Genomic DNA, 25,467 nt, shown 5'->3' with positions numbered 1-25,467 from the left:
TCTAGTAGAGTACCTGAGGAAGACGCTCAATTAAGCCGTAAAAGTACTCCATCATCATTTGTGTCATCCAATGACCAAATAACATCAGCGCTAATAAAGTGACAATCAAACGAGGTAAAAAGCTTAATGTTTGTTCGTTGATGGACGTAGCGGCCTGAAAAATAGCCACAACAAGACCGATAAGCAAACTCGGAATGATAATGGCACAGACCATGATCAACACCATCCACAGTGCATCACGGAAAAGCTCGACAAACATTTCTGGCGTCATGTCTTATCCTCTTATCTGTGCCACGCTAAACGGCAAAACTGCCCGCGAGTGTGGATAGTATTAAGTTCCAACCATCCACCAGTACGAACAGCATTAACTTAAACGGCAACGATACAATCATCGGAGATAACATCATCATACCCATGGCCATTAATACCGATGCAACCACAAGGTCGATGATCAAAAATGGCAAAAACAGCATAAAGCCAATTTGGAATGCGGTCTTTAATTCTGAGGTGATGAATGCCGGAATCAATACCGCCATTGATACATCTTCTGGGTTAGCCACCTGCTCGCCAGACATATTAACGAAGGTCTCCAAATCTTTAATACGAGTCTGCTTGAGCATAAAGGCTTTCATTGGCGTTTGTGCCGCATCAAAGGCTTCACGAGCCGTCACTTGCTCATTCAAATAGGGCTGAACCGCTCGCTCATTGATTTCATTAAGCACTGGCGACATGACAAAGAAAGTTAAGAACAGTGCAATACCAATGATCACCTGATTCGAAGGCGTTTGTTGCAAACCCATCGCTTGACGCAATATCGACATCACCACGACGATACGGGTGAAAGAGGTCATCAGAATCACCATTGCTGGCAAGAAGCCAAGCATGGTCATTAATGCCAGAATTTGTAACGTGACCGAATAGTCTTCGCTGCCATCAGGGTTAGTGGTCATAGTGAAAGCAGGAATACCACTACCATTGTTGACCGCCATAGCACGACTGGCGCCCGTGTCGCTTTGCATGGCCTGCACCGTCACGCTACTCCCTTCTGCCAAATTATCAGGCAGTAATGACTCCTCTGCCTCGGCAAACGAAAGTGAAGAAAACAGTATGCCAGCCAAAAGTAACAACGTACTCATGACCAAGCGAATTAGGTTACCCTTTTTCATGTTTTTTAATCAGTTGGCTAAATTGATTAGCAAAAGCGTTGGTTGCCAACTCTTGCTCTTTTAGTGGCTTGTCTAACTTAGCCAAGGCTTGGATCGATTGGCTAGTGATCCCGATCAAAAACTGCTCTTCGCCAACTTGGACCACGGCAATTCTTTCTTTGGTGCCGACAGGGAGTTGACTCACTATACGTAAGCCTCTTTGTTGTCCCATCGTGGGGCCTTGCATACGTTTAAGCAGCCAAGCAAGCAGTAAAATAACCCCAATAACGAGCACAAGAGACCCTAGAGTGGTGGCGAGATCGAGATTACTTGGCGCGGCAGCAAATGCATGAGGAGCACTCAGCATTAAGCTCAGTGCTCCAATGAGTTGCTTCATGCGTGTCTTGATTGAACCGCTCATACTAACGCAGCTTCTTAATGCGTTCAGTTTGGCTGATCACATCGGTTAAACGGATACCAAACTTATCATTCACGACCACCACTTCGCCGTGTGCGATTAAGGTTCCGTTGACTAATACGTCCAATGATTCACCCGCTAGGCGATCCAGCTCAACAACCGAACCTTGGTTCAATTGCAGTAAATTACGAATGCTGATTTGTGAACGACCGACTTCCATCGCTATCGTCACGGGAATATCCATGATGGTATCGAGTTTACGGCGCTCATCGTCCGTAATGGGACTTGAAGTATCTTTCAACTCATCCAGTGGCGCCGCCAACACTTCATCTACATCAATAGAAGGCGCAGAAGGGTCTTCGTCGAGAGCGGCTGCCCATTCGTCTGCCAGCTTTTGATCGTCACTTGGTTCCATTTTTCTATCCTGTGTTAAGCCTTATTTCTGCCAAAGCCTGTATAAGGTATCTTAATCGTTTGTATCGTCGTCACTCTCAAGCTCCGACATGATGTCTTTACCCAAGAAAGCTAAGTCTGTTTTTACCACATGTGGCCGCTCAATCTCTTCCGAGATCTGCACCGCTAATTTGTCTTCCGCACGGCCCATTTTGACTCGATAGGTCGGCAGATCTTCAACAAACATCGTCGCGTTTTCTGGCATTTCAACTGGGATGATATCACCTGGTTGTAACTCCATCAGATCACGTAGCGAGATATCTTTTTCGAGCAAATTGACGCGGAAATTGACCGGACAATCCATGATCTCTTCACGCAACGCGGAGCTCCAACGAACGTCGGTTTCCATTTTGTCTGACTGAACACCCGCATCTAGCAGTTCGCGGATTGGCTCAACCATCGAGTACGGCATGACCACATGGAAATCACCACCACCGCCATCGACCTCGATATGGAATGAGCTCACCACTATCACTTCGGTTGGGCTAACGATGTTTGCCATACTAGGGTTCACTTCTGAGTCGAGATATTCGAACTCAACCCCCATAACAGGCGACCAAGCCTCTTTATAATCTTCAAAAACTATTTTCAGTAATAATTGAATAATGCGACGTTCAGTTGGGGTAAATTCACGCCCTTCAATTTTGGCATGAAAACGACCATCGCCACCGAAGAAGTTTTCTACCAGTATAAATACCAACCGCGCTTCCATCGTTATCAATGCCGTGCCCTTCAGTGGGCGAAAACGCAGCATATTCAGACTGGTGGGAACGTACAATGTGTTTTGGTACTCACCAAATTTCATCATCTGAACGCCGTTTATCGACACCTCCGCCGTTTTACGCAGCATATTGAACAAGCTGATGCGCATATGCCTTGCAAAACGCTCGTTGATAAGCTCGAGCGTCGGCATTCTGCCACGTACAATCCTGTCTTGAGACGAAAAATCGAAACTGACGGCACCTTCTGTGTCGTTTCCTGCTGGTTCATCAACGTCATCGACATCGTCAACCCCATGCAATAGCGCATCAATTTCGTCTTGGCTTAATAGATCGGTCACGTTTTACCTATTGAATAACAAAATCTGTAAACAGTACTTTTTCAATCACTGGTTTACCAACCGCAGCGCTAAGTGCTGCTTTAATGTCCTCAGAAGCGCGATCACGCAACTCTACTCGGCCCGTCGGAGAACGAAGCTGCTCAACGGTTGCAGAGGCAAACGTCGACAACAAAGAACTCTCAACCAGAGGTGAATGGTAACGAGCTAACTGCTCATTCTCAGCGCCACGGACCATCAACTGAGCTTTGATTTGTACCAGCCTATCGCGACGGTCACCCGTTACGTTGAAAACAAATGCTTGCGGAAGGTTCACGTAAGCGATCGGTGCTGCATTCGAGGTCGCCGCTTGACTCTGCTGAGACACGTTCGTTTGAGTCGACTCATCAGAGCCTATTAAAAAGACTCCCGCAACAGTACCGCCGAGCAGTATCACTACTACAGCAATAATAATGAGTAACTTACCTTTCGGTGCGTTGGTCCCTTGGGGCTGTTCATCTGCCATTATTGTCTCTTATTGTTCTGGAGGTTACTTGCTCGAGCACGAAGCTTGCTTGGTAACCTGATATCATTGCGTGTGAAAGGCATCATTATGCGTAGAAACTAATTCCATCACGCTTTGAAACCACATTCAAATCAAGATTGGCGTCGGTATCAAAGTTTTCTTCTGAATGACCAGAAAATCCTCTCCCAGTAGTGCCTTGCCCACTTTGATCCGATGCGGCATAACCATCTTGTTGTTGACCACTGTTTTGTTGCTGAACCGACGAATCAGCGAGTTGCATGCCTTGCTGAGCCAACATTTCTCTCAAACGGGGAAGCGCCTGATCCACAATGTCACGCGCTTGCGGATTACTCACAGTGAAATGAACATTGGCGATATCATTGTTCATGGTCATGCGAATTTGCATACGGCCCAGCTCAGGAGGGTCAAGACGAATATCAAGGTTTTTCAGGTTCTTTGACATCATCATTTGTACCTTTTCCGCCACTTGCTCATTGGCTAACTCTTTGGTCAGTTGTAGCGGAAGCTGGGCTTGCTGAGCAGCATCAATTCGCGCTTGTTGCGGTGTACTGACACCCTGCTGCCCTGCCGCGGCTTGAATTTGTCCAGCCAAACCATGTTGCAGGTCCGGTTTATCTTGTTTATCGGCCGTCGCTTGCAATGCACTTGCTGTCAAAGCCGCGTTCATAGCTTGATGACTCACATCACTCTTCGCCACACCTTGAAGCGCCGGAGACAAATTGGTCGTAACCAAGGCGTCTGGCATGGAAGACATCGCCGCTTTATCTAGATTCTGAGCCGCCAATGCTTGAGCGGATTGAGCCGCCGCGTGCTTCATTTCTTGCGTGGCTGCCTGTTGTGCCGTGGTCATGGCTGAAGCTTGACGCGCGAGGCTCTGCTGCGTCGCTTGTTGCTCCGCAAGAGCTTGCTTTAGCTCACTCGGCAGAGCAACAAACTGCGCAAAATCTTGATTGGGCATATCAGCGACAATCGCGCCGGTTTTCAGCCCCTCAATAACATCGATTTCTTGCGCCGTCAGCGACTTTCCTTGTGCAAGCTTGGTATCAATGAGCTCCAGCTGGTCCAGTGAAACGCGTTGGACGGTCTCAGCATCAGCCACTAACTTCGCGGACATCAGCACACCGGAGCTCCCATCATTTACCACGTTCTGCGCAGCCGCATTCGTCACTTGCGCCGTCATATTTTGCCATGCTTCGCTCTTTTGTAGAGGCACCTCTTTGCCGCTCTCGACAGAAGCAGCATTTGCTTGCAACGCTTGATTCGCTTGCTCAAGACGGCCTAATAGTTGCTGCCCTTCTCCCATCGCGTTGGTGACATCATGAGTCTTTGCCAAGCTGTTTTGGTCAGACGTTACTGAATCGATCGCATGGATATCTAAGTATTCTTCTTGCCCTGACGGTAATTCGCCTTGTTGTTGGCTTGCTTGGGTGTTCGCCGCGTTATCGGCCGCTGTATTGTTGTCAGCGTTGTCGCTAGCCGCGACGGTTTCTTGGCTCTCACTTTTATTTGTAGGCGAATTACTGCCCGTGGCGCTTGCTTCGCTTTCAATGTCTGCTGATTGCGCCGCGGTTTTTTTTGTTGTTTGTGAACCGGTAAAAGTGTCGGCTAAGGTTTCAAAAAAACCTTTTTTTTCAGAGTTTTCTGCAATTCCTTTCGCGGTAGAGTCCGAAGCTGACGTCTTATTTGTCGCTGAAGCATTAGACAAATTCACATTCATATAGAAATTCTCATTATCCGCAGCATTAATATTTCACTGCCGTCATTGCGCATGAGTGGCAAAATTAGGTTAGTTGTATCGTTTTATGCACAAATCACGCCAACAAGAAGTAAATTTCTTTCGACAATATCCTTCCGAAAGTGTAAACAGATTCGCATTTCTCTATCCTTAAAATGGCTTCGCTCTTCGGCTATAAAGTAATGTCGAGAACTCATCCATCTGCTTTTGTTCGCGTCTAGCTTCTTCCTGTTGTTTATCTTTCATGCGTTTTTCTATCATCCATTCATAGGATTTACGTTCTTTTCGCACTTTTAACCAGTATTCTTGACAGTTTTCGACTTGTTCTTTGAAGTGATTTTCCGCTTGCTTTTGCTTAGATAAGGTCTCATCTAGCTGAGTGAGAAATCGATTTAAGTGGCCATATTGGCTGGCGGTCAAACCCGCTTGACCACGGTCAACCAGCTGTTGACAATAATCTAGACGATACTTTTCAATCTGCTCAACTTGGAGGTAGTAGTCTTCTAACTCATTGCGCGCTTTATTAAGAGCCAAGACCGCTTGATCTTCTTGCTCTTTCGCTTGCTTGAGCAAGAAATCCATCGCGTTTTCCATAGGCTATTACCCACTTAAAATACTTTTCAGCATATTGACACACATACCGTAAGGCACCGACTCTTTCATGCTTTGTTGGAGGTATTCATCTAATTTCGGCTTCAGGGTAAAGGCACCATCAATCGCAGGATCAGTACCAGGCTTGTACGCGCCAATCGAGACCAAATCCTGATTCTTACGACAAATCGACAATACCTGACGCACCGCTTTTGACATCAATACATGCTCTTCGGTGGTGATTTGCGGCATAACACGGCTAACCGATTTCTCAACGTCGATGGCTGGGTAGTGGCCTGCGTCTGCCATTTCACGGGACAACACAATATGACCATCGAGAATCGCACGTGAGGCATCGGCGATAGGGTCTTGTAGATCATCACCTTCGGTTAATACAGTAAAGAATGCGGTAATTGACCCCTGCTCGCCATCTCCATTACCTGCACGCTCCACCAACGCTGGCAATTTTGCAAAGACTGATGGCGGATAACCTTTCGTGGCGGGCGGCTCACCGACGGACAAGGCGATTTCACGTTGCGCTTGCGCAAAGCGCGTTAATGAATCCATCAGCAATAATACGTCCAAACCTTGATCGCGGAAGTACTCGGCAATGGTTAAGGCTGTCTGACAACCTTTCAACCGCATCAATGGTGAAGCATCAGCTGGCGCCGCCACGACCACAGAGCGACGACGGCCATCGTCACCTAAAATTTCTTCGATAAATTCTTTAACTTCGCGTCCACGTTCACCGATAAGGCCAACCACCACCACTTGCGCCGTAGTGCCTCGGGTCATCATGCCAAGCGTGACCGATTTACCCACGCCCGAACCAGCAAAGAGTCCGATGCGCTGGCCTTTACCCACCGTCAATAAACCGTTGATCGCTTTCAAACCGACATCAAGGGGTTCAGAAATAGGCTTGCGAGACAGTGGATTAATAGGCACAGCATGAAATGAAGCACGATGATCAGTATACAGAGGCCCAAGTCCGTCTAAGGGGTTCCCTACACCGTCAATCACTCGGCCAAGCAACTCCATACCAACAGGCAAACCCGCATCATTCGTTATTGGTGTCACTTTAGCGCCAGGTAAAATGCCCGTGATTTGCTCGCTTGGCATCAAAAACAGATTATCGCCTGAGAAACCGACGACTTCCGCTTCCATCTGCCCAGACATGGTTTCAACCAAACAGAGGCTGCCGATTGGTGCACGGCAACCTGTGGCTTCTAACGTTAAACCAATAACGCGAACCAGTTTGCCAGAGGCGACTGGGCGTGTGGTTAAGCCTTCAACTTTGTAGTTTTTTAAACGGTCGGCCAACGCTTGCATGGCTTACTCACCCTCTTGATGACGGTTTGTGCCACAAAAGCTGTGCAGAACACTCTTAATGCGTTCTTCCATCCGGTAACTAATACTCGATTCTCCCGCTTCGATCTGTACATCACCCCGGTTAAGGGAGGGTTCCGCCACTAACGTCCAATTGCGACAATCCAAATCTTCTTCACCATAAGACGAGCGAATAATCGCCACATCTTCTGGGTGAAGATGAAGGGTGATTGCGTGACCAGAGATAGGAAGAGCTTCAACCGACTGCTTAACGGTATCCAAGAGGATTTGAGGGTTGGTTTGTACTTCAACGTGTACTACTTCTTTTACCAAGCAAAGCACCATATCCACCAGTTGTTTCTCTACCTGAGCATTCATTAACTCCAGCGGCTGAGTAAACTGATTTGCTAGATTCATAAAGGTTTCGACTTGCTGCTGAATATATTCCTGACCCGCTGTCACGCCTTCGGCTTTACCAAGCTCCACTCCTTCTAGGTGCCCCGCTTGAAGACCTTCCTCTTTACCTTTGTCGTAACCTTGTTTGAAGCCCGCCTCTTGGCCTTGGTACAAACCTTCTTGATAAGCGCCCTGCTTAATCTGTTCGATCTGCTCCTCGGTCAACTCAAGAACTTGCGCCTCTTCAGGCTCGTCAAAGTTCGGCACCCAACCGGGATCGTAGTTAAACGCAGTTTGCTTCACTTGTTTGGCTTTGGACTCACCGTAATCCGGCAACCCCCAACGTTGCGGCTCGAGCATCGCATCATCTTCATCAGGGCGGATAAATCCACGTTTTCTATCGCCAGCCATGGGTTACCTATGTGTATTCGATTGGAAGTGAAGGAGCCCTGCGATAGAAATCGCAGGGTAATAGAGATTATAGGAACTCGTCAGCACCGCCGGTCAACATAAGTTCACCAGCATCGGCCATACGGCGAGCTATCGCGAGAATTTCTTTTTGAGCGGCTTCTACGTCAGCAACACGGACCGGCGGCATCGCTTCGATGTCATCACGCATCATATCCGCGGCACGCTTCGACATGTTCTTAAACACTTTCTCACGTAGAGAATCGTCGGCGCCTTTAAGCGCTTTTTGCAGAACATCTTGTGGCACATCACGCAGCAATTTCTGAATGCCTTGGTCGTCCACTTCGGCCAAGTTTTCGAAAACAAACATAAGGTCTTGAATTTGCGTTGCCATGTCTTCGTCTTGATCGCGGATCTGATCCATCAACAAACCTTCGACGTTGTTGTCTAGATAGTTCATGATCTCGGCTGCTGCTTTTAAGCCGCCAATTTTGGCCGCTTGCGCCCCCGCTTGGCCGGCAAACTGCTTCTCCATGATTTCGTTCAACTCGGCCAGTGCCGATGGCTGAACTTCTTCTAGGTTGGCAATACGCATCATCAAATCCAAACGCACCCGCTCTGGGAACTGAGAAAGGATTTCCGCCGACTGATCCGATTCCAAGTATGACAATACGATGGTTTGGATTTGTGGGTGCTCATTAAAGATGATGCTGGCGACTTGGCGCGGATCCATCCATTTCAGTGAATCTAACCCTTTCGACCCTGTCCCCAATAAAATTTGGTCAACCAAGTTGTTCGCTTTATCTTCACCCAGCGCTGCTACCAGTGCGTTGCGCATGAAGTCTTCGCTGCCCATACCAATATTGGTGTATTTCTGGATGTCTTCCAAAAATGCTCGGTGCACTGCCGATACTTTGTCTTGATTGAGGTTTTTCGCTTTCGCCATCGCGCTACCGACGCGCTGTACTTGCTTAGGCTCGAGATGACGAATGATCCCCGCAGCATCTTGCTCGTTAAGACTCAGTAGCAAAATCGCCGCTTTTTCTTCGCCAGTGATGGTCGAGATATCCAATTCAACTGGCATTCCCTCGACGTTGTTATCTTGAGGTGCGATATCGTTAGCCATTGTCATTCATCCAGTTTTTTACTACTTGAGCGGCAAGTTCGGGTTCATTCGCAACCAGCGCGCGCACCGCTTTCAGTACGTCTTCATCTTTGTGCAGGTTTGGCAGGTCAATGCTTGAGCCAAATTCAAACAGTTCACTGTTTTCGATGTCACTACTGATCAAGCTTGTTTCACCATCCGCGCCAATTGGTAAACCATCTGGCCCGTACATGTCATCTTTATCGTCGCTTGCTGGGTTAAGCAATTTCTTCATTGCAGGGCGAACCAGAACCAAGACCACCACGATGATAACCAATGCACTCGCAAACCAACGAACCCAATCACTAAAGTTGGGGTGCTCCCAAATTGGCGCATCTTCTAGTTGTTCTGTTTGCGGCTCAGCAAACTTCACACTCAACACATTTAGCAAGTCACCACGGCCTTGATCAAATCCAACACTACCTATAAGCACTTGACGAATTGCATTAATTTCTGATTCAGACATCGGTGTGTAAGTCACTTCACCAGTATCTGGATTGACTTGTCGACGATCTTTGATGGCCACCGACACGGTTTGACGCGCGACCGTGCCCGTTTGCTTACGCTCATGTCTAATGGTGGTATCTAACTCAAAGTTTCGGGTTGACTCTTTACGTACCGAGCCCTGCCCCATGACCGAGCCATCCTTCATCTGAGCCACGTCTTGCGGAATAGAGGCATCCGCTGGCGGCTGATTACTCAATGCTCCCGGAATGCCGGCTACCACGTTACCGTTGTTGTAATCTTCTAATGCGTACTCACTGCGTGTGGCTGGCGTATTAGGATCGAAGCGTTTGCGGGTTTGCTCCACAGCGCTGAAGTCCATTTTGATGTCCACCTGCGCGGTGTAGTTGCCATAACCTAAAATTGGCAACAAGACCGAGTCAATCTTTTCACGGAGTGCTTGCTCTTGACTACGCTCTAATTCTTGCTCTTTGCGACGGGCGGCAGACGCAGGGTCTTGAGAACCCGAACTGAGTAGACGTCCGTGTTGGTCTGTGACCGTGATACGGGAAGTTTTCATTCTGGGCACCGCACTCGCCACCATATCGACAATCGAATCAACTTCTTGTTGTTTAAGATTCGTCCCTGTCGATAAGGTTAGAAATACGGAAGCAGAAGCCTCTTGGTTATGACGCACAAACACACTATGTTTTGGCAGTGCTAACAACACTCGAGCCTTGCGAACCTGCTTCATTTCCTCAATCGCTTGAGCAAGTTGACGCTCGCGACTGAGCTTAAGGCGCTCTAACTCAAGACGCTGTGAAACACCAAACCCCATGTCTTGCAGTAGGATGTCATCACCGGCCTCTGTGGCCTGATTCACGCCCGAACGCACCATTCCAAGTTTTATCGAGTTGTATTCGCTCGATTCAACGGAAATGGTATTACCGTCTATCTTATAGTTGATTTTTTGTTGATCCAGATAATCTAGGACGGGGATCAATTCTTCCGTCTCGTACGCCCCAAGTGGGCGCATTTCTGGTTCTTTTACCCAAAAAAACAGCATCACAATCAACGCAACACAGATGGAGATTGACAGTACGAGCACGACCTGACGAAGTAAGTCGAGATCGCCTACCGCCATGTCGAATTTCGACGCACTGCGCTCCTCTAGATCTGGATTTTGACTTTCCATATCAACATCGGAATTTGCTACCAGTGCACCATCTGAGCCGCCTTCAGTGACGGTTAAATCTGTAGACTTGTCTGCCACACTTATTACCTAAATTACACTGGCATATTCATGAGGTTTTTGTAGGCCTCAACGAGTTTATTGCGAATTTGAACCGTCGCATCAAACGCGACACTGGACTTGTTACGAGCAATCATAACGTCAGAAAGGGAAACATCGGCATCACCACGATCAAAACGGGTTTGTAAGTCACCCGATGCTTTTTGGAGTGTATTTACGTTATTGATGGCTTTTGTTAGGAGATCACCAAAATCGGCACCAACTTTCGCCCCACTTGGGGTAGGAGCAGTGTTAGTCGCTTCTACCATCATGGCGCGCATTTCTGCCTGCATACCATCAACTTTCATTACCACCTCGAAGCCAAAAGTTTGACTATTCATAAAACTGATTATTGACACAGCAATTAGTGTGCCATAAGAAAACTGTTGCTAGTCTACCCACACTTTGATTGTATGGCTATGCATATACCTAAATGACTTAAAGATATACACTTCAATACCTTGACATTATAGAAGCCACAAATCCTAACTCGGAATATCTATACCAGCATCGCGCATTTTTGCAATTTTGTAGCGCAAGGTTCGTGGGCTTATCCCCAATTTATCTGCCATGTCTTTACGGCGACCATGACACTCAACTAAAGTTTCTAGAATGATGGCGTATTCTTGATCGCGTAATTCGCTGCCTAAACCCTCACCTGAGGAAACCGCTCGATTGGTATGGTCTGGTTCAGCTACTGGCTTAACATTCGGCACGACGGCCTCTGTATTTTGCACAATATGTTGCAAGCTATTGGCATCTTGCCAATCCACCCCTTCTAACAAAATATGCTCTGCATCGATATCGCCGTTTTCACTTAAAATCAACGCTCGTTGAACGACGTTATCAAGCTCGCGTACATTACCCGGCCACGGGTATTGCAACAGTTTTTCTACCGCAGAAGGTGAGAACTGAGGAACTGGCAAGCCCATCTTACTGCAATGACGCCCAGCAAGGTGCGTCGCAAGCGGCTCAATATCGCCTTTACGCTCACAAAGGGCAGGCCAAGTGATTGGGAAAACATTCAGTCGGTAGTATAAGTCTTCCCGAAAATGCCCTTCGGCTACATACTGTTTAAGATCGCGGTTACTGGTTGCCAAAACACGTACGTCTAATTTAATGCTTTTGCGACTTCCTAGGCGTTCAACTTCGCGCTCTTGTAAAACACGCAACAGTTTCGCTTGTAGACTTAAGTCCATTTCACTGATTTCATCGAGCAAAATGGTGCCGCCTTGCGCTTGCTCGAATTTGCCTGGGCACGCCTGAACAGCACCGGTAAAGGCACCTTTCTCATAACCAAATAGGGTCGCTTCCAGCATATTGTCAGGGATCGCCGCACAGTTAATCGCGACAAATGAGCCATCTTTACGACTGGACGAGTTATGGATGTAACGCGACATCACTTCTTTACCTGAGCCACTTGGCCCTAATACCATGACGTTGGCATCAGTGCGTGCGACTTTATCAGCCAGCGCCAACAAGCGTAGGCTTTTCTCATCAGCCACAATCGCATCACCATTATCGTCACTTTTTACGGGCGCGTAACGGCTGACCATGTTGAGCAACACTTCAGGTGCAAATGGCTTTGCCATGTAGTCTATTGCGCCGTCTTTCATCGCCGAGACGGCGTCTTCGATGTTGGCGTACGCCGTCATCAGAAGCACAGGTAAATTTGGCCAGTTCTGTTTAATATTTTTCAGCAGGGCGAGACCACCCATTCCCGCCATTTGCACGTCAGAGACGACAATGTCGACAGCGTTTGACTTTAGTTTGACTAACGCGCCTTCCGCACAATCGGCTTCTAACCATTCATACCCTGCCAGAGCCAGAGTATCCACCAAGGCTTCACGAAGACCTTCGTCATCTTCTACGATCAGCACTTTGCTTTGCGCCATTCTGATTCTCCAGTAATTGTTATCGGCATAAGCCGCTTATTGAACTTCTGCTTGCACTCGCTCTAACGGAATACACATGGTGAAGCAGGCTCCATCACCCTGTTCTGAAATAAGCTCTAATCGGCCGTCATGGGCACGGCAAACCATTTGAACTACGGCCAGTCCTAATCCAGTACCTTGGGATCGCGTAGTAAAAAACGGTTCCATAATTTTGGCTTGTAGTTCTTGTGGAACACCCGGCCCGCTATCTTGCACAGAGATGCGCAGCTCGCCGTTAATCGGGCGGAAAAAGATATCAATTTGTGATTCTTTACCCGACATTTGCACCGCATTCATCACTAGGTTACTAAGCGCAGAGGCAATAGCATTCGCATTTCCCAGTAACTCTGTCTGCTCTTCTTCGACTTCAAGAAAATAATCAATACTGTTGTTTTTTAGTGCGGTTTCGACCATGGGTTGATACTCCGCCACCAGCTGAGCAATCGTAAATGACTTAATGACTTTATTGTCACCACCTTTAGCAAACAGCAGCATATCATTCACCTGCTTTTCCAAATCGTGCAGTCGATCCATTAATTTACTTTGAAATCGCTCTCTGGTGGCAGTAGGCAAATTCGGCGCCCCTAAGTTCGATGCGTACAGCATCGCACTCGACAACGGCGTTCTCACTTGATGAGCCAGTGAGGCCACCATATGTCCTAGCGATGACATGCGCTGCAAATCACTCACTCGGGCTTGTAATAAACGAGTTTCGGTTAGGTCAGTAATTAAAATAAGTTGCCCTGTCGTCGAGGCAGAAATCGCCAAACGAACCTTACGGCCATTGCGCAAGGAAACTTCGTGACCATCGTCTTCGCGAGGATCAAACACAGCCTGAATGATGTTGAACCACTTTTCGTTGACCAGCGGAATGTCAAGAATCCGGTGTGCTTCAGGGTTTGCTTCACGCACGACACCGTACGTATCAAGCAAAATTACTCCGGCAGGCATCACATCGAGTACCTGCTTATAGCGTTCGACTTGGTTTTCTACTGAATCTAAATGGGATTGGTTGGTGTTATTGTCCATTCACTGCCTGTCGAAATATCGCCACTAAAACTAAAATAGCTTAACAAGCAATTTACGTACCAAGCTCTTTTCCATATTAATCATAACGTTAGCTAATCGACAATAAGTTGACACTCAAGAATATCGTTCTTTTATGCCGGAAAAGGTTACAAATTGACGCACAGTGGCACTGAAAATACGAATCAGACTCAGCGTTGTAAGTTGTACTTACGCATTTTTTCCACCAACGTCGTACGTCGCATACCGAGCATATCTGCCGCCCGTGCCACGACCCCAGATTGTGCTTCTAACGCCTGACTGATCATATTGACTTCTAAATCCGCCAACAATTCTTTCAGATTCACACCATCGGGTGGCAGCGCTTGTGGCGCATTGATATTGTGGTCGAGCTCGTCTTGCTCATCAAAACTAAAGTCTTCTGAGAAAATGTCTTGGAACACATCCCGCTCTTGCTCTTCAACCGAAGTAAATGGATTGCTTTCGGGTTGGAACTCTGGAATATCGCTGTAACGGTACTTGGTCGGTAGGTGATTCACATCCACTAGGCTGTTTGGGAACAAAATCACCATCCGTTCTACCAAGTTTGCTAATTCGCGTACGTTCCCTGCCCAATTGTGCTCCATCAATGAGTTGATCGCACGCGGCGTAAAGCAGATAGGCTGCCCACCTTCCGCTTCTAGGCGCGTCATCAATTCTTGCAGTAACAATGGAATATCTTGTTTGCGCTCTTTAAGTGCTGGCATCTCGATAGGAAAAACATTGAGGCGATAGAACAAGTCCTCGCGGAAGGTTCCTTCTTCAATCATGTTTTCCAGATTCCGGTGCGTCGCCGCAACCACTCGAACGTTGACTTTGATGGTACTGTTACCACCAACACGCTCAAAACAACGCTCTTGCAGCACACGTAACAGTTTTACCTGCATCGACATCGGCATATCGCCAATTTCATCGAGGAAGATCGTCCCCCCATCAGCGAGTTCGAATCGGCCCTTACGCGCCGTTAACGCCCCTGTAAACGCGCCTTTTTCATGGCCAAATAGTTCGCTTTCTAATAACTCTGGAGGAATCGCACCACAGTTAATTGGCACAAATGCACCATTACGGTAGGAGGAATGATAGTGGATGTTACGAGCAACCACCTCTTTGCCTGTGCCTGACTCACCCAAGATCAGAACGTTCGCGTCCGTTCCTGAAACTTGCTCAATCAGATGACGAACTTCTTGAATGCTTCGGCTTTGTCCCACTAAGCTGCGAAAAAGCGTATTTTTACGCGCACTCGCTACCACATTGACGCCCTTGCGACCAAGAAAATCTTTGCAGTGACGTAATGCTTCACTAAGCTGTGGGTAATTAAGTGGAAGCTCTAGCTCACCGACAAAATTCGGCAAGTCATCAACCGAAAGAGGAAAGCTATCCAAGACTAGAAGTGGGATATGATAGGCACTTTTGAGGTGCGACATCACTGTCGCCGCACGCTGACCAGCCGATATGTTACCAACGATACAACAAGACCATACGCTAGACCAATCAACATCGCCTAGCTGTTCAGAGCTGACAACTTCGCAACTTTCTCCAACAAATTCCAATATATTGCTTAAATGTAAACGACCTGATGCGTCATCATCAATAACAAGCAGCTTTGCCAAACCTTGCATAAATAAGAGTGATTGCCTTTATTTTAGGTGCGTTGCGGCCAAACCTTGATTTACGTAATTGGGTGCTAAAGACGGCGGAACCACCACACTCAATCTACGATCGACAGAATAGGAAAATCAGCAACAAAAAAGCCATTAGGGCTACTAATGGCTTCTATTTTATTTGAATATAAAAATAAGGCAACCAAGCAATAATTAGAGGTGTGAGCTTGCTTGTAACTTTAGTGCACAACGGATTGCGCAATTGACAATTATATTTCAAGCATTTGCTAACGCATTGTTTTGGCTATTAAATACCAACTTCTGCTGCGGTAAGATTATGAAACTCTGGTGGAATATGGTCCCAAGCCGACTTAATCTCGCGGATAATATCGATAACATCATCGAGCGGCTGTGGGTCATTTTGATGGTTAGCAGCAGAGATTTTTGTGATCATAAACTCATATAAAGAATCTAAGTTTGAAGCAATATCACCACCGTCATCCATCGATAAACAACTGCGTAGCGCAATAATGATGTCTAGCGCTTTACCTAAACGCTCACCTTTTGCCGGAATATTGCCTGCTTGCATAGCGGCTTTGCCTTGGATCAGGCGCTCAATCGCGCCAGCCATCAGCATTTGAATGACTTTGTGCGGAGAAGCCGCACTGAGCTGGCTATCAACTGATACTTTTTTGTATGCTTGCAATGAACCGCGCATAGTAATCCTCTTTTAAATAAATTTTTTGTACTGCTGAAGCGAACGTTGGCCATAGCGAAACTTATGCAGTTCTTTTCCGACCTTTGACGTTTCTGATTGCATCAGTTCGACAATTATTTGGGTACGAGTGAGCAAGTCTTGCCACTCCGCATCCTGCTTAACCAAGGGATTCTGAACAATAATTGGTAGCAGGTTCTGCAATAACCGTTCCCTAGTATCGACCAAGCGCAGAATTTCTTCAGTATTAAAATCGACTTTTTCCAGCTCTTGCGTAATCAGTTGATCTATATCACCAATTTCTATGAGTTCATTTTGCATCTGTTAACCCAATGCGCTCATTAGTGCGCCTAACTGGCCTTGCATTTTGCCCGTCGCATCTTGCATAGCGGCGAACTTGTTGTGGGTGCGTTTTTCCAAACTTTCCATGCGGCGATCTAATGCCGCTTGATCATCATTCAAACGGTAATTTTGTTCAGTGAGGCTTTTTTCTCGAGTCCGGATGCTACCAGTGACACCTGTAATGCCGTGGATCGCGTCTTCCACTCGTTTGGCAAATCCCGTATTGCCACCAAAGAAACTTTCGAGTTCATTGAAGTTAGTGTTCAACTGACGGTCAAGCATGTCGTAATTGATCTCCAATGTACCTTGACGCGTGGTAGTAATACCAAATTCAGTTAACGATTTTAGATCTTCGGGTGCGTTATCTATCTCAGTAGAAAAAACGGACTTCAATCTTGAGTCCGCGCTACGAACCGTACTATCGCCCGATAATGGCCCTTTTTGACCGGTGACCGGATCTACGCTCGCTAAAGCCTGAGAAGTTTGATAGAAGGCGTTGTACGCCGAAACAAAGCTTTCGATATCGCTACGCACACTTTGACGATCGTACTCAACCCCAATTTCTGCAGGCGGCTTATTCAACTCTGACTTGCCTTTTAGTGTTAAATCAACACCCTCAATAGCATCTTCAATCACGTTATTGTGGCTGGAAAGTTTCGCTACGCTGTCAAGTAATACCTCTGCATCTTGCCCCGCCTGTATTTCAGCCATGCCTAGGTATTGTTCAAACGAGGATTGAGCTTGAGCGATTTTCGCTTCTGCGACATCAATTTTTTCTAAGCGCTCACGCTCTTCGGGATCGAGCCTCGCACGATGGATTTGCTGCGCTTGCGCTTCAGTCAGTTCGCCCCGTTTAACTTTGGCATCGAGCTCTTGCTTTCCATCTGCAATCTTCAGCTCTATTTCAGCTTTTTCTTGCTCAAGCAGCTGCTTCGCTTCTTTAGTTGTAACGTAAGAATCGGTCAGTGTGCCGGATGTGGCATTATTCCACCCAGGCACATCCGGTGCCTTGGTTATGGCTTTTTCATCCAGCTCTAGTTCTGGTTCTTCATAAGAATCAAGCAACGTGCCTGAAGCGGTTTCAGTCCAACCCGGAATGCGCTCTTCGGGACGTAAGCTTGCACGTTGGCTGTCTTGATCAATGGCTGCTTGTCCTGCTTTAGCAGCCGCAGCACCTGCCGCAGAAATCGGCGTGGCCGATTTTTGTTCTTCAGAAACGAGAGGGTTACCATTTGCATCCAGCTCTACTGGCTGCGATGGCATTTTAAGGGGACCTAACACTTCCTCCGCCGCTGTACGCGCATCTTCTAGCGCATTCATTCGGTCTTCATGTGTTTGGTATTCGAAGTATTTCAGCGGGTTGGCTTTTTCGGCATCCACACTGACTTTAATTTGATGGTCCTTACCCGATAGGTTAGAGGCAAGGATAAGTCGTGGTCCCTCAACGTCGTTAATGAGAGAGGCACGAACACCAGGGTTTTCTTTTGCTCCGTTGATACCGCGAACAACATCAACCAGCTTGGAGCTCGAGCGAACGTTTACATTGAAGGTGTCATCACCAAGCGAAATATGCAGCTTACCTGGGCCAAGTTTCGCGTCTTCTGGCAGTACGTCAGAAGCCACTTTATGGCTCTGGGCAAGCTGCAACACATCGATAGCATACTTACCGGCGATCGCATCTGTGGTTGCAGTGGCGGATACGATATTTTCATCAGTGGTCTCTACCGTACGGACAGCAAAGGCCTTCTCCTGACGAAAATTCGTCATGAGATTTTTCATCGTATCTAACGATTCTCTGAGCCGACCATAGGCACTGATACTGGCGTCAATTGTCGTGCGTTCATTGTTGATGCGTTGCTGCTTTGGCACACGCTCGGCATCCACAACTTTGCTAACCATGGAATTAATATCCATGCCGCCAGACATCCCCAAAGGGCCTAAACTCATCTCATCACCTCAAAAACGACTTACACTTTTTCAGTCAACAAACCGCTGTTAGCTGTGTGTTCAGCTAGGCGACGTAATACCACTAGCATTTCTTCATCAGGAATTTGACGGATCACGTCACCAGTCTTGGCTTCGTAAATCGTCACCACATCCCGGCCGGATTCTTCATCCACCCGAAACGCGACTCCTTTGTTTATGGACGTCACAAAATCATTCATTTGTTCGACCACTTTTTCACGCTCTTGTCTGTTCAGCTCCTGACGGCTTTCTGCCATCTCGATGACGGCTTGAACAGATAAATCGTGAACGGTGTCTTTCGCTGTTTTCGGCGAAAGTTCACCGACTGAACTTGCTGCGCTAAACGTGCCTACATTACTGTCATTTTTATTTGCAAACTTTGTGCCACTTGGCGCGCCGTGAGACTGGATGTTCGATGTGTAGGAAGAAATATCCATTATGCTCTCCCCTCCGCCTTATAAGCTAACGATAAACCTATCGCTTTAGTGACCCAACCTCTCGGGTGTATCACCCGAAGCTGGGCCGACCGATTAGCCCAGCAAGCTTAACGCGGCAGAAGGAGCCTGCTTCGCTTGAGCCAAGATTGAAGTACTTGCTTGCTGAAGAATTTGCGACTTAGTCATCGCCGTCGTCTCTTTAGCATAATCCGTATCTTTAATACGACTCTTCGACGCATTAACATTCTCATTAATGTTATCTAAGTTGCTGATTGCATGGTCGAAACGGTTTTGGAATGCACCTAACGATGCACGTTGGCTGTCGACGTATTTCATCGCTGAATCGATGATTGCAACTGATTCTTGTGCACCACCAACTGACGTTACATCAACACTATCTACCGTAACTGCTTTTGCCACGCCCATATCTAACTCATCAGCAAGACCACCACTGAATGTGACGGCGCCATCAACGGTGTTCGAACTTGTAAAGACTTGTAGCGCACCTTCTTCGTCAACAGACGCTTTCACCAAATCGGTTTGACCATTGATATAAGTTGCCAGTTCTTCGATGTCATCGCCTTCTTTCGCCGCGATATTGATTGTACGAGCCTCACCATCAGTGTCGGTTAGCTCGATAGTCATATCATTTGCAGTACCTGACACACTCCAATCAGGGGTCTTTGCCGTCGCTGCTTTGTAGCTAGAGCCGCCCATATCAGCGTTGTCTGAGCGCATACCGTTCAACGTTAGCGTGACAGCTTCACCAGAATCGGCACCGATTTGGAAAGATTGCGTGCCGTGGGTACCGTTAAGCAGCTTATTACCACCGAAAGACGTTGTTTCAGCGATACGGTTGAGCTCATCATTTAGTGCGGTGACTTCTTCTTGAATCGCAACACGATCTGATTTTGAGTTAGAACCATTGGCAGACTGTAAAGACAAGTCACGCATACGTTGTAGAATGTTGCTAGACTCATTCATTGCACCTTCAGCGACCTGTGCAATAGAAATGCCGTCATTGGCGTTTTTCACCGCTACGTCTAATCCTCGGCTTTGTGCGTTCAAACGGTTTGAAATTTGTAGACCTGCAGCATCGTCTTTCGCGCTATTGATTTTATAACCCGAAGACAAACGCTCCATTGATTTTTGTTGACCGTCAGCGGCTTGGTTTAAGTAACGCTGTGCCGTCATCGCAGAAACGTTAGTATTAACGTTAATCGCCATAATTGTTCTCCTTTAAGGCTTAAGTGAATGTACCCTCGTGTCTCTCACCTCACTTAGGTACATCTCATTTCTCTCAGTCCCTTTAACGACGGCTTATGCATATTCTTGAGGAGTATTTTAAAATTTTTGCGATTATTTTCTTTAACTTACTGAAGTGTGATGGAACTCTGGTGTTGCAGGTAAAAGTGCTTACCTGTTTAAACATAAAAAAACCCAGCCGAAGCTGGGTTTACTTGCTCATCACGAGCCAATCAAGTGCTCGCTTTAGGTTTGGAATTAACCTAGCAGACTTAGCGCTGAGTTTGGCGCTTGTTTCGCTTGCGCCAGAATAGAGCTTGACGCTTGCGATAGAATTTGTGACTTGGTCATTGCGGTGGTTTCTTTCGCAAAGTCAGTATCTTTGATACGGCTCTTCGACGCATTCACGTTTTCGTTAATGTTGTCCAAGTTGCTGATCGCATGGTCGAAACGGTTTTGGAAGGCACCCAATTCTGCACGATGGCTGTCAACGTTGTTTAGCGCCGAATCAATCACCGCTACCGATTCTTGTGCGCCACCAACAGAGGTAACGTCGATATTATCAACCGTGACCGCCTTGGCCGCGCCCATGTTTAGCTCATCAGCAAGGCCACCGCTGAATGTGACGTCGCCATCCACTTTATTCGTACCTGCAAAAATTTGCAGCGCGCCTTCTTCATCCACTGACGCTTTTACCAAATCGGTTTGACCATTGATGTAGGTTGCCAATTCTTCAATGTCATCGCCTTCTTTCGCCGCGATATTGATGGTATGGGCTTCACCGTTCGTGTCAGTCAGTTCGATGGCGATATCATTTGCAGTGCCTGATACTCCCCAGTCCGGATCTTTTGCCGTTGTCGCTTTATAGCTAGAGCCACCCATACTCACGTTGTCTGAACGCATGTTATTCAACGTAAGTGTCACGGCTTCACCAGAGTCGGCACCAATCTGGAACGACTTGGTTGTAAAGGTACCATTTAACAGCTTGTTACCACCAAACGATGTGGTTTCTGCAATACGGTTGAGTTCATCGTTCAGTGCGGTTACTTCTTCTTGAATCGCCACACGATCTGATTTTGAGTTAGAGCCATTTGCCGATTGTAGAGACAAGTCACGCATACGTTGCAGGATGTTGGTGGTCTCGTTCATGGCACCTTCCGCCGTTTGTGCCATTGAGATACCGTCGTTCGCGTTACGAACAGCCACATCCAGGCCACGGCTTTGTGCATTCAAACGGTTTGAGATTTGCAGGCCCGCAGCGTCATCTTTTGCGCTGTTGATTCTAGAACCCGAAGACAAACGTTCCATTGACGTTTGTTGCGCTGAGTTTGCGTTGTTGAGGTAACGCTGAGCGGTCATTGCTGATACGTTTGTGTTTACATTCACTGCCATGATAATTTCTCCAATTGATTTTCCGGTAATGCGGTTTCCGACGTCTCGGAAAACCAAGTAGTTCTCTCAAAGTTACCTTTTATTAACGACGCCCAAGCCGATTTCTTTAGCTTTTTTTCTGTAAACAATTCGTTTGGTGGGGTTATCGTGACCATGCAGAGAAAAAAGCAAGAAACTTTCATTTTTCACTAAAGCTTATTCTTAAGCTGTCGATAAAATCAGGTTTTGCGTTGAAATGACGAAAAGCCAGTCGTTAGCCAAGCAAGGTTAACGCGAGGTTTGGCGCTTGCTTCGCTTGAGCTAAAATGGAGGTACTGACCTGTTGCAAGATCTGCTGCTTCACCATTTGCGTGGTTTCTTTGGCGTAGTCGGTATCTTGAATGCGGCTGTTGGAGGCCGCCAAGTTTTCGTGGATATTATCCAGATTGTTGATGGTGTGATTAAAGCGATTTTGGTAAGCACCGAGCTCTGCACGATGGCTGTCCACATACTTCATGGCAGTATCTAAAACAGCAACCGCCTGTTGCGCGCCTCCCGCAGAAGTAATATCGATGTTGTCGACGGCATCGTAGCCTTTTAACTCTAGACCAAGCTCATCGGCAAGATTGCCAGAGAACGACATCGCCCCAGCCGTTTCTTCACCCGCCATAAAGATCTGCAATTGCCCTTTTTCATTGACAGACGCGGTGACTTTATCAGTTTGACCATTAATGTAAGTAGCAAGCTCTTCAATATCGTCCCCCTCTTTGGCATTGATTTCGATCTCATCCCTTTCGCCAAAGCGGTTAGTGAAAGACATTTTCAGTTCATTAGCACCGTTTTTAACTTGCCAATCGGAACTCGCACGCCCTTTCGCGAGATAACTAAAGCCGCCCATTTCGATGCCATCGCTGCGCATCGATTTCAACTCCACTTGCACCGCCTCACCAGAAGCCGCGCCAACCTGAAATGCTGATTTACCAAAACTGCCGTTAAGCAATTTACGTCCACCAAACGAAGTTGTTTCCGCAATACGATTTAACTCATCGTTTAGCGCGGTGACTTCTTCTTGTAGCGCAGTACGTTCCGCTTTGCTGTTGGAACCATTGGCGGATTGAAGTGACAAATCACGCATGCGTTGCATGATGTTAGTCACTTCCTTCATCGCGCCTTCAGCAGTCTGCATGATGGAGATACCGTCATTAGCGTTACGCACAGCAACATCCAAACCTCGCATTTGCGATTGTAAGCGATTGGAGACTTGCAGACCCGCAGCATCATCTTTTGCGCTGTTAATACGCTTCCCTGAAGACAAACGCTCCATGGATTGATTCAGCATCTCCGTCGCACTGGTCAAATGACGTTGTGCGACAAGTGCTGCAACATTGGTATTAACAGTGATCGCCACGAGAAGCTGACTCCAAGTTATCTAGGGCTTTGGATACTTATCGACCAAGTAGCACAAAGGTTTAGTAGTTTCTTTGAAAAAGTAATGGCAAATGAACTGAAAACAAAAAGCCCTCCTTTTGGAGGGCTACAGGAATAATTTGTGCAGACTTATCTAATTGCCAGTTCAGCCAGCATTTCTTGCGAAGGCGCGAAGAAGTAAGCCCCTGTTACCGCTTTTGTGAAACGCAGCATTTGGTCTGTTTTGCCATCCGTTACACCATACATGCTTTCTAACATCACTTTGATGTTATGCAGCGTATTACAGTAACAGATGAACAACAGACCATGTGGACCTGTAACGGTGCCGTAAGGTAAGCTGTGACGAACAATTTTAAGACCTTTGCCGTGCTCTTTAATGTCCACACGACCAACGTGAGACGCCGCTGGCACATCTTCTAACTCAATAGAGTCTGGCTTAGTACGCCCAATCACTTTCTCTTGCGCTTTTACGTTCAACCGGTTCCAGGCCGCAAGGTTATGTTCAAAGCGTTGAACCATTACGTAGCTGCCACTAGCGAACGGCCCTTCTTTAAGCAAAGCCACGTCAGCGCGAGCCTCACCTTTCGGGTTTTCGGTACCGTCAATGAAATCAGTCATATCGCGCGCATCAAGGTAGCGATAACCATACGTTTCGTCCACGAGCGTGACATCTCCCGCTGTCGCTTCCAGGAATGTACGTAGTACATAAAAGTGCAAATCATGGCGTGTAGAGTGACAGTGAATGAGAACATCGACTTCACTCACTGGGGCAACGATGTCACCTTGCCCAAGTTGAGTGAAATCAATCAGCCCTTCTGGCACGTCTACATTGAGGTGTTCCCAAAACGACTTTGTGAATGCGATAGAAAGTGTCAGTGCTGCGCCCGGTTGAGTGATATTTAACTCTTCAACCAGTTTCGGCAGCGCTTTCAATTTTGCCAACACGTTTTCACGGTTTTGGTTCACTTTAAATTGAGTGTACAGTGCAAATGGCCCTGCTTCCGGCACGATCGCCGTTTGAGCTTGTGGCATTGAGGTTTCCTCTATACTTTGCCCCAGTGTGGGAGGTTATTGTTTTTAATTCTTCGAAGGCTGTCCATTGCTGCGCTTCAATTGTGGCACATGAAAACAGTCTTTCACCCATCTTCCGTTTAGAAGATAAATCATAAACCAAGTTAATAAAGTCATGGTAAGAGCGTTTGCCCAGTTAAAAACACCATGTTCCAAGTACACATGATACACGCTCTGGGCGAGTTGAATGGCGCATAAGATCAAAGTTACTTCTCGACCATAACGGGTCACTTGGTTCACCCAGTTTCTATCTGGATGGCGCAGCCCCATTAACCACATTAACAATAGGCTTGGTACCCCCATTGCAAGGCCTAAATATAGGGTATTTGAGTCTGGATACACAATCGCTAATATCTTGCTCCCGCTGTCACGGCTGACGCCTGCCATAGCAAACACAACCCATGAACGCGCAAGAAACATCCACCCTAACCATAAAAAAATGGGCGCTTTTAAAATTCCATGGGTGTCATATTGGTCAAATGAGTAGCGCACAATCTCTTCTTCTTAAATGTGATAAAAAATGTCACCTTAACCTATCACTTCAGAGTTGCAAGCGAGTAAAGGTGAGAACTACAGTTCATTTCGTCGCCTTTGGCAGGTAAACTAAGATCTGGTTTACAGCGACGTCGAATAAAAATATGAAACAAAAAAATACAGCAGCCCCAACGCCTTCCCAAGAAACGCAAACAGAAGCCATGAAAATAGCCAAAGCGACTCAAAAGCCAAACCAAACAAAAGAACAAACGAAGTTAATCGCACAAGGTATTGAGAAAGGCATTGCTCTGTACAAAAAACAACAAAAAGAGCGGAGCCGGCAAGCAGACAAAGCAAAAAAGAAACAACAAAAAGAAAAACAAATTCAACATCAACCAGCTATTGAACAAAATACGCCAGCAACCTTGGAATCAAAGTCTACGCCATATTCCATGCTCCCTTGGGGTTTGCTTGTGATCAGCTGGGTAGGATTCGCCGCTTATGTTTTGATGGGGAATTAACATGCAAAGACTTATTGTTATTGGATGCGCGATGTTCTCTCTATTTGGCTGCGCGACGCCGTCAGTCAAAATTCATGATCAAAGTCAGCAAGTTGAACTTCGCCTTGATGAACAGTTCAACCCGTCTAATTGCCAGTACTTAGGCGAAGTGACAGGCAGTGAAGGTCATTGGTATAGCTATCTTTTCTTCACTAACGATGCCATGTTGCAAGGCGCTGTGATTGATCTGAAAAACAATGCAGCCGCGTTAGGCGCCAATACGATTGACATGATTGCACCTCAAGACTTTACTACTTCATTTAGCGTGCTCGGAACCGCTTATCATTGTAAATAAAGCTCAAAGAGCATGAAAAAAAGCCAGCGA

The 25,467-nt window shown here is 46.9% G+C and carries 27 protein-coding genes; 2 read left to right on the top strand and 25 right to left on the bottom strand.

The features are described 5' to 3' along the window. Position 1 precedes the first annotated feature (1 nt). The 25 genes from fliQ to ATG66_RS09640 all read right to left on the bottom strand — a co-directional run bounded on the left by fliQ (position 2) and on the right by ATG66_RS09640 (position 24,600). Positions 2 to 271 (bottom strand): flagellar biosynthesis protein FliQ, encoded by a 270-nt coding sequence (gene fliQ / locus ATG66_RS09765; protein WP_098415113.1) that lies wholly within the window; start codon positions 269 to 271, stop codon positions 2 to 4. 25 nt (positions 272 to 296) lie between these two features. Further along, on the bottom strand, positions 297 to 1,166 hold the full coding sequence (fliP, locus tag ATG66_RS09760; protein ID WP_098415112.1) for a flagellar type III secretion system pore protein FliP: 870 nt from the start codon (positions 1,164 to 1,166) through the stop codon (positions 297 to 299). Further along, entirely contained in the window at positions 1,153 to 1,566 is a 414-nt protein-coding gene (fliO, locus tag ATG66_RS09755; protein ID WP_098415111.1) for a flagellar biosynthetic protein FliO, read from the bottom strand. Before fliO ends, fliP begins: the two co-directional genes overlap by 14 nt. A 1-nt stretch (position 1,567) precedes the next feature. After that, positions 1,568 to 1,978: a flagellar motor switch protein FliN gene (fliN, locus tag ATG66_RS09750; RefSeq protein WP_098415110.1), complete on the bottom strand. Its 411-nt coding sequence runs from the start codon at positions 1,976 to 1,978 to the stop codon at positions 1,568 to 1,570. 51 nt (positions 1,979 to 2,029) lie between these two features. Then, positions 2,030 to 3,076, bottom strand: a complete 1,047-nt coding sequence (gene fliM / locus ATG66_RS09745) for a flagellar motor switch protein FliM (protein WP_098415109.1) — start codon at positions 3,074 to 3,076, stop codon at positions 2,030 to 2,032. Positions 3,077 to 3,083: 7 nt separating this feature from the next. Beyond that, on the bottom strand, positions 3,084 to 3,578 hold the full coding sequence (fliL, locus tag ATG66_RS09740; RefSeq protein ID WP_098415108.1) for a flagellar basal body-associated protein FliL: 495 nt from the start codon (positions 3,576 to 3,578) through the stop codon (positions 3,084 to 3,086). 85 nt (positions 3,579 to 3,663) lie between these two features. Next, positions 3,664 to 5,316, bottom strand: coding sequence for a flagellar hook-length control protein FliK (locus ATG66_RS09735; protein ID WP_098415107.1), 1,653 nt, complete (start codon positions 5,314 to 5,316; stop codon positions 3,664 to 3,666). Between the two features lie 168 nt (positions 5,317 to 5,484). Next, the gene (gene fliJ / locus ATG66_RS09730) at positions 5,485 to 5,928 is read right to left on the bottom strand and encodes a flagellar export protein FliJ (RefSeq protein ID WP_098415106.1); all 444 of its coding nucleotides are present in this window, start codon (positions 5,926 to 5,928) and stop codon (positions 5,485 to 5,487) included. A gap of 6 nt (positions 5,929 to 5,934) precedes the next feature. Beyond that, complete coding sequence (gene fliI, locus ATG66_RS09725) at positions 5,935 to 7,254, bottom strand: flagellar protein export ATPase FliI (protein WP_098415105.1); 1,320 nt, start codon at positions 7,252 to 7,254, stop codon at positions 5,935 to 5,937. Between the two features lie 3 nt (positions 7,255 to 7,257). Beyond that, the gene (gene fliH, locus ATG66_RS09720; protein WP_098415104.1) at positions 7,258 to 8,058 is read right to left on the bottom strand and encodes a flagellar assembly protein FliH; all 801 of its coding nucleotides are present in this window, start codon (positions 8,056 to 8,058) and stop codon (positions 7,258 to 7,260) included. Positions 8,059 to 8,125: 67 nt separating this feature from the next. Continuing rightward, the gene (gene fliG, locus ATG66_RS09715) at positions 8,126 to 9,181 is read right to left on the bottom strand and encodes a flagellar motor switch protein FliG (RefSeq protein ID WP_098415103.1); all 1,056 of its coding nucleotides are present in this window, start codon (positions 9,179 to 9,181) and stop codon (positions 8,126 to 8,128) included. Next, complete coding sequence (gene fliF, locus ATG66_RS09710) at positions 9,174 to 10,916, bottom strand: flagellar basal-body MS-ring/collar protein FliF (RefSeq protein WP_098415102.1); 1,743 nt, start codon at positions 10,914 to 10,916, stop codon at positions 9,174 to 9,176. The genes fliG and fliF overlap by 8 nt, the downstream gene beginning before the upstream one ends. A 14-nt stretch (positions 10,917 to 10,930) precedes the next feature. Continuing rightward, positions 10,931 to 11,242, bottom strand: coding sequence for a flagellar hook-basal body complex protein FliE (gene fliE, locus ATG66_RS09705; RefSeq protein WP_098415888.1), 312 nt, complete (start codon positions 11,240 to 11,242; stop codon positions 10,931 to 10,933). A 177-nt stretch (positions 11,243 to 11,419) separates the two neighbouring features. Then, positions 11,420 to 12,829 (bottom strand): sigma-54-dependent transcriptional regulator, encoded by a 1,410-nt coding sequence (locus tag ATG66_RS09700; protein ID WP_098415101.1) that lies wholly within the window; start codon positions 12,827 to 12,829, stop codon positions 11,420 to 11,422. A gap of 36 nt (positions 12,830 to 12,865) precedes the next feature. Next, a complete protein-coding gene (locus tag ATG66_RS09695; protein ID WP_098415100.1) occupies positions 12,866 to 13,897 on the bottom strand; it encodes a sensor histidine kinase in 1,032 nt (343 codons plus the stop codon). Between the two features lie 188 nt (positions 13,898 to 14,085). Beyond that, positions 14,086 to 15,552, bottom strand: a complete 1,467-nt coding sequence (locus tag ATG66_RS09690; protein WP_098415099.1) for a sigma-54 dependent transcriptional regulator — start codon at positions 15,550 to 15,552, stop codon at positions 14,086 to 14,088. A 289-nt stretch (positions 15,553 to 15,841) separates the two neighbouring features. After that, on the bottom strand, positions 15,842 to 16,252 hold the full coding sequence (gene fliS / locus ATG66_RS09685; RefSeq protein ID WP_098415098.1) for a flagellar export chaperone FliS: 411 nt from the start codon (positions 16,250 to 16,252) through the stop codon (positions 15,842 to 15,844). Positions 16,253 to 16,264: 12 nt separating this feature from the next. Next, a complete protein-coding gene (locus tag ATG66_RS09680; RefSeq protein WP_098415097.1) occupies positions 16,265 to 16,570 on the bottom strand; it encodes a flagellar protein FliT in 306 nt (101 codons plus the stop codon). A 3-nt stretch (positions 16,571 to 16,573) separates the two neighbouring features. Beyond that, complete coding sequence (gene fliD, locus ATG66_RS09675; protein ID WP_098415096.1) at positions 16,574 to 18,538, bottom strand: flagellar filament capping protein FliD; 1,965 nt, start codon at positions 18,536 to 18,538, stop codon at positions 16,574 to 16,576. A 20-nt stretch (positions 18,539 to 18,558) separates the two neighbouring features. Further along, positions 18,559 to 18,993 carry a flagellar protein FlaG gene (gene flaG, locus ATG66_RS09670; RefSeq protein ID WP_098415095.1) on the bottom strand — a complete coding sequence of 145 codons (435 nt, stop codon included), beginning with the start codon at positions 18,991 to 18,993 and terminating at the stop codon, positions 18,559 to 18,561. Between the two features lie 93 nt (positions 18,994 to 19,086). After that, on the bottom strand, positions 19,087 to 20,220 hold the full coding sequence (locus tag ATG66_RS09665; RefSeq protein WP_098415094.1) for a flagellin: 1,134 nt from the start codon (positions 20,218 to 20,220) through the stop codon (positions 19,087 to 19,089). Positions 20,221 to 20,496: 276 nt separating this feature from the next. Further along, positions 20,497 to 21,630 (bottom strand): flagellin, encoded by a 1,134-nt coding sequence (locus ATG66_RS09660; RefSeq protein WP_098415093.1) that lies wholly within the window; start codon positions 21,628 to 21,630, stop codon positions 20,497 to 20,499. A 253-nt stretch (positions 21,631 to 21,883) separates the two neighbouring features. After that, entirely contained in the window at positions 21,884 to 23,017 is a 1,134-nt protein-coding gene (locus ATG66_RS09650) for a flagellin (RefSeq protein WP_098415091.1), read from the bottom strand. Between the two features lie 149 nt (positions 23,018 to 23,166). Beyond that, complete coding sequence (locus ATG66_RS09645) at positions 23,167 to 24,069, bottom strand: Dyp-type peroxidase (protein ID WP_098415090.1); 903 nt, start codon at positions 24,067 to 24,069, stop codon at positions 23,167 to 23,169. A gap of 45 nt (positions 24,070 to 24,114) precedes the next feature. Then, positions 24,115 to 24,600, bottom strand: coding sequence for a DUF2919 domain-containing protein (locus ATG66_RS09640; protein ID WP_098415089.1), 486 nt, complete (start codon positions 24,598 to 24,600; stop codon positions 24,115 to 24,117). A gap of 146 nt (positions 24,601 to 24,746) precedes the next feature. Between ATG66_RS09640 and ATG66_RS09635 the strand changes: the two genes are divergently transcribed. Continuing rightward, on the top strand, positions 24,747 to 25,103 hold the full coding sequence (locus ATG66_RS09635) for a DUF2956 domain-containing protein (RefSeq protein WP_098415088.1): 357 nt from the start codon (positions 24,747 to 24,749) through the stop codon (positions 25,101 to 25,103). A gap of 1 nt (position 25,104) precedes the next feature. Beyond that, positions 25,105 to 25,437 carry a DUF4156 domain-containing protein gene (locus ATG66_RS09630; protein WP_098415087.1) on the top strand — a complete coding sequence of 111 codons (333 nt, stop codon included), beginning with the start codon at positions 25,105 to 25,107 and terminating at the stop codon, positions 25,435 to 25,437. Positions 25,438 to 25,467: the final 30 nt, after the last annotated feature.

Source organism: Vibrio sp. ES.051, assembly GCF_002563795.1.
In the GTDB taxonomy this organism is placed as follows: domain Bacteria; phylum Pseudomonadota; class Gammaproteobacteria; order Enterobacterales; family Vibrionaceae; genus Vibrio.
This window is presented reverse-complemented; position numbering and strand designations above follow the sequence as displayed.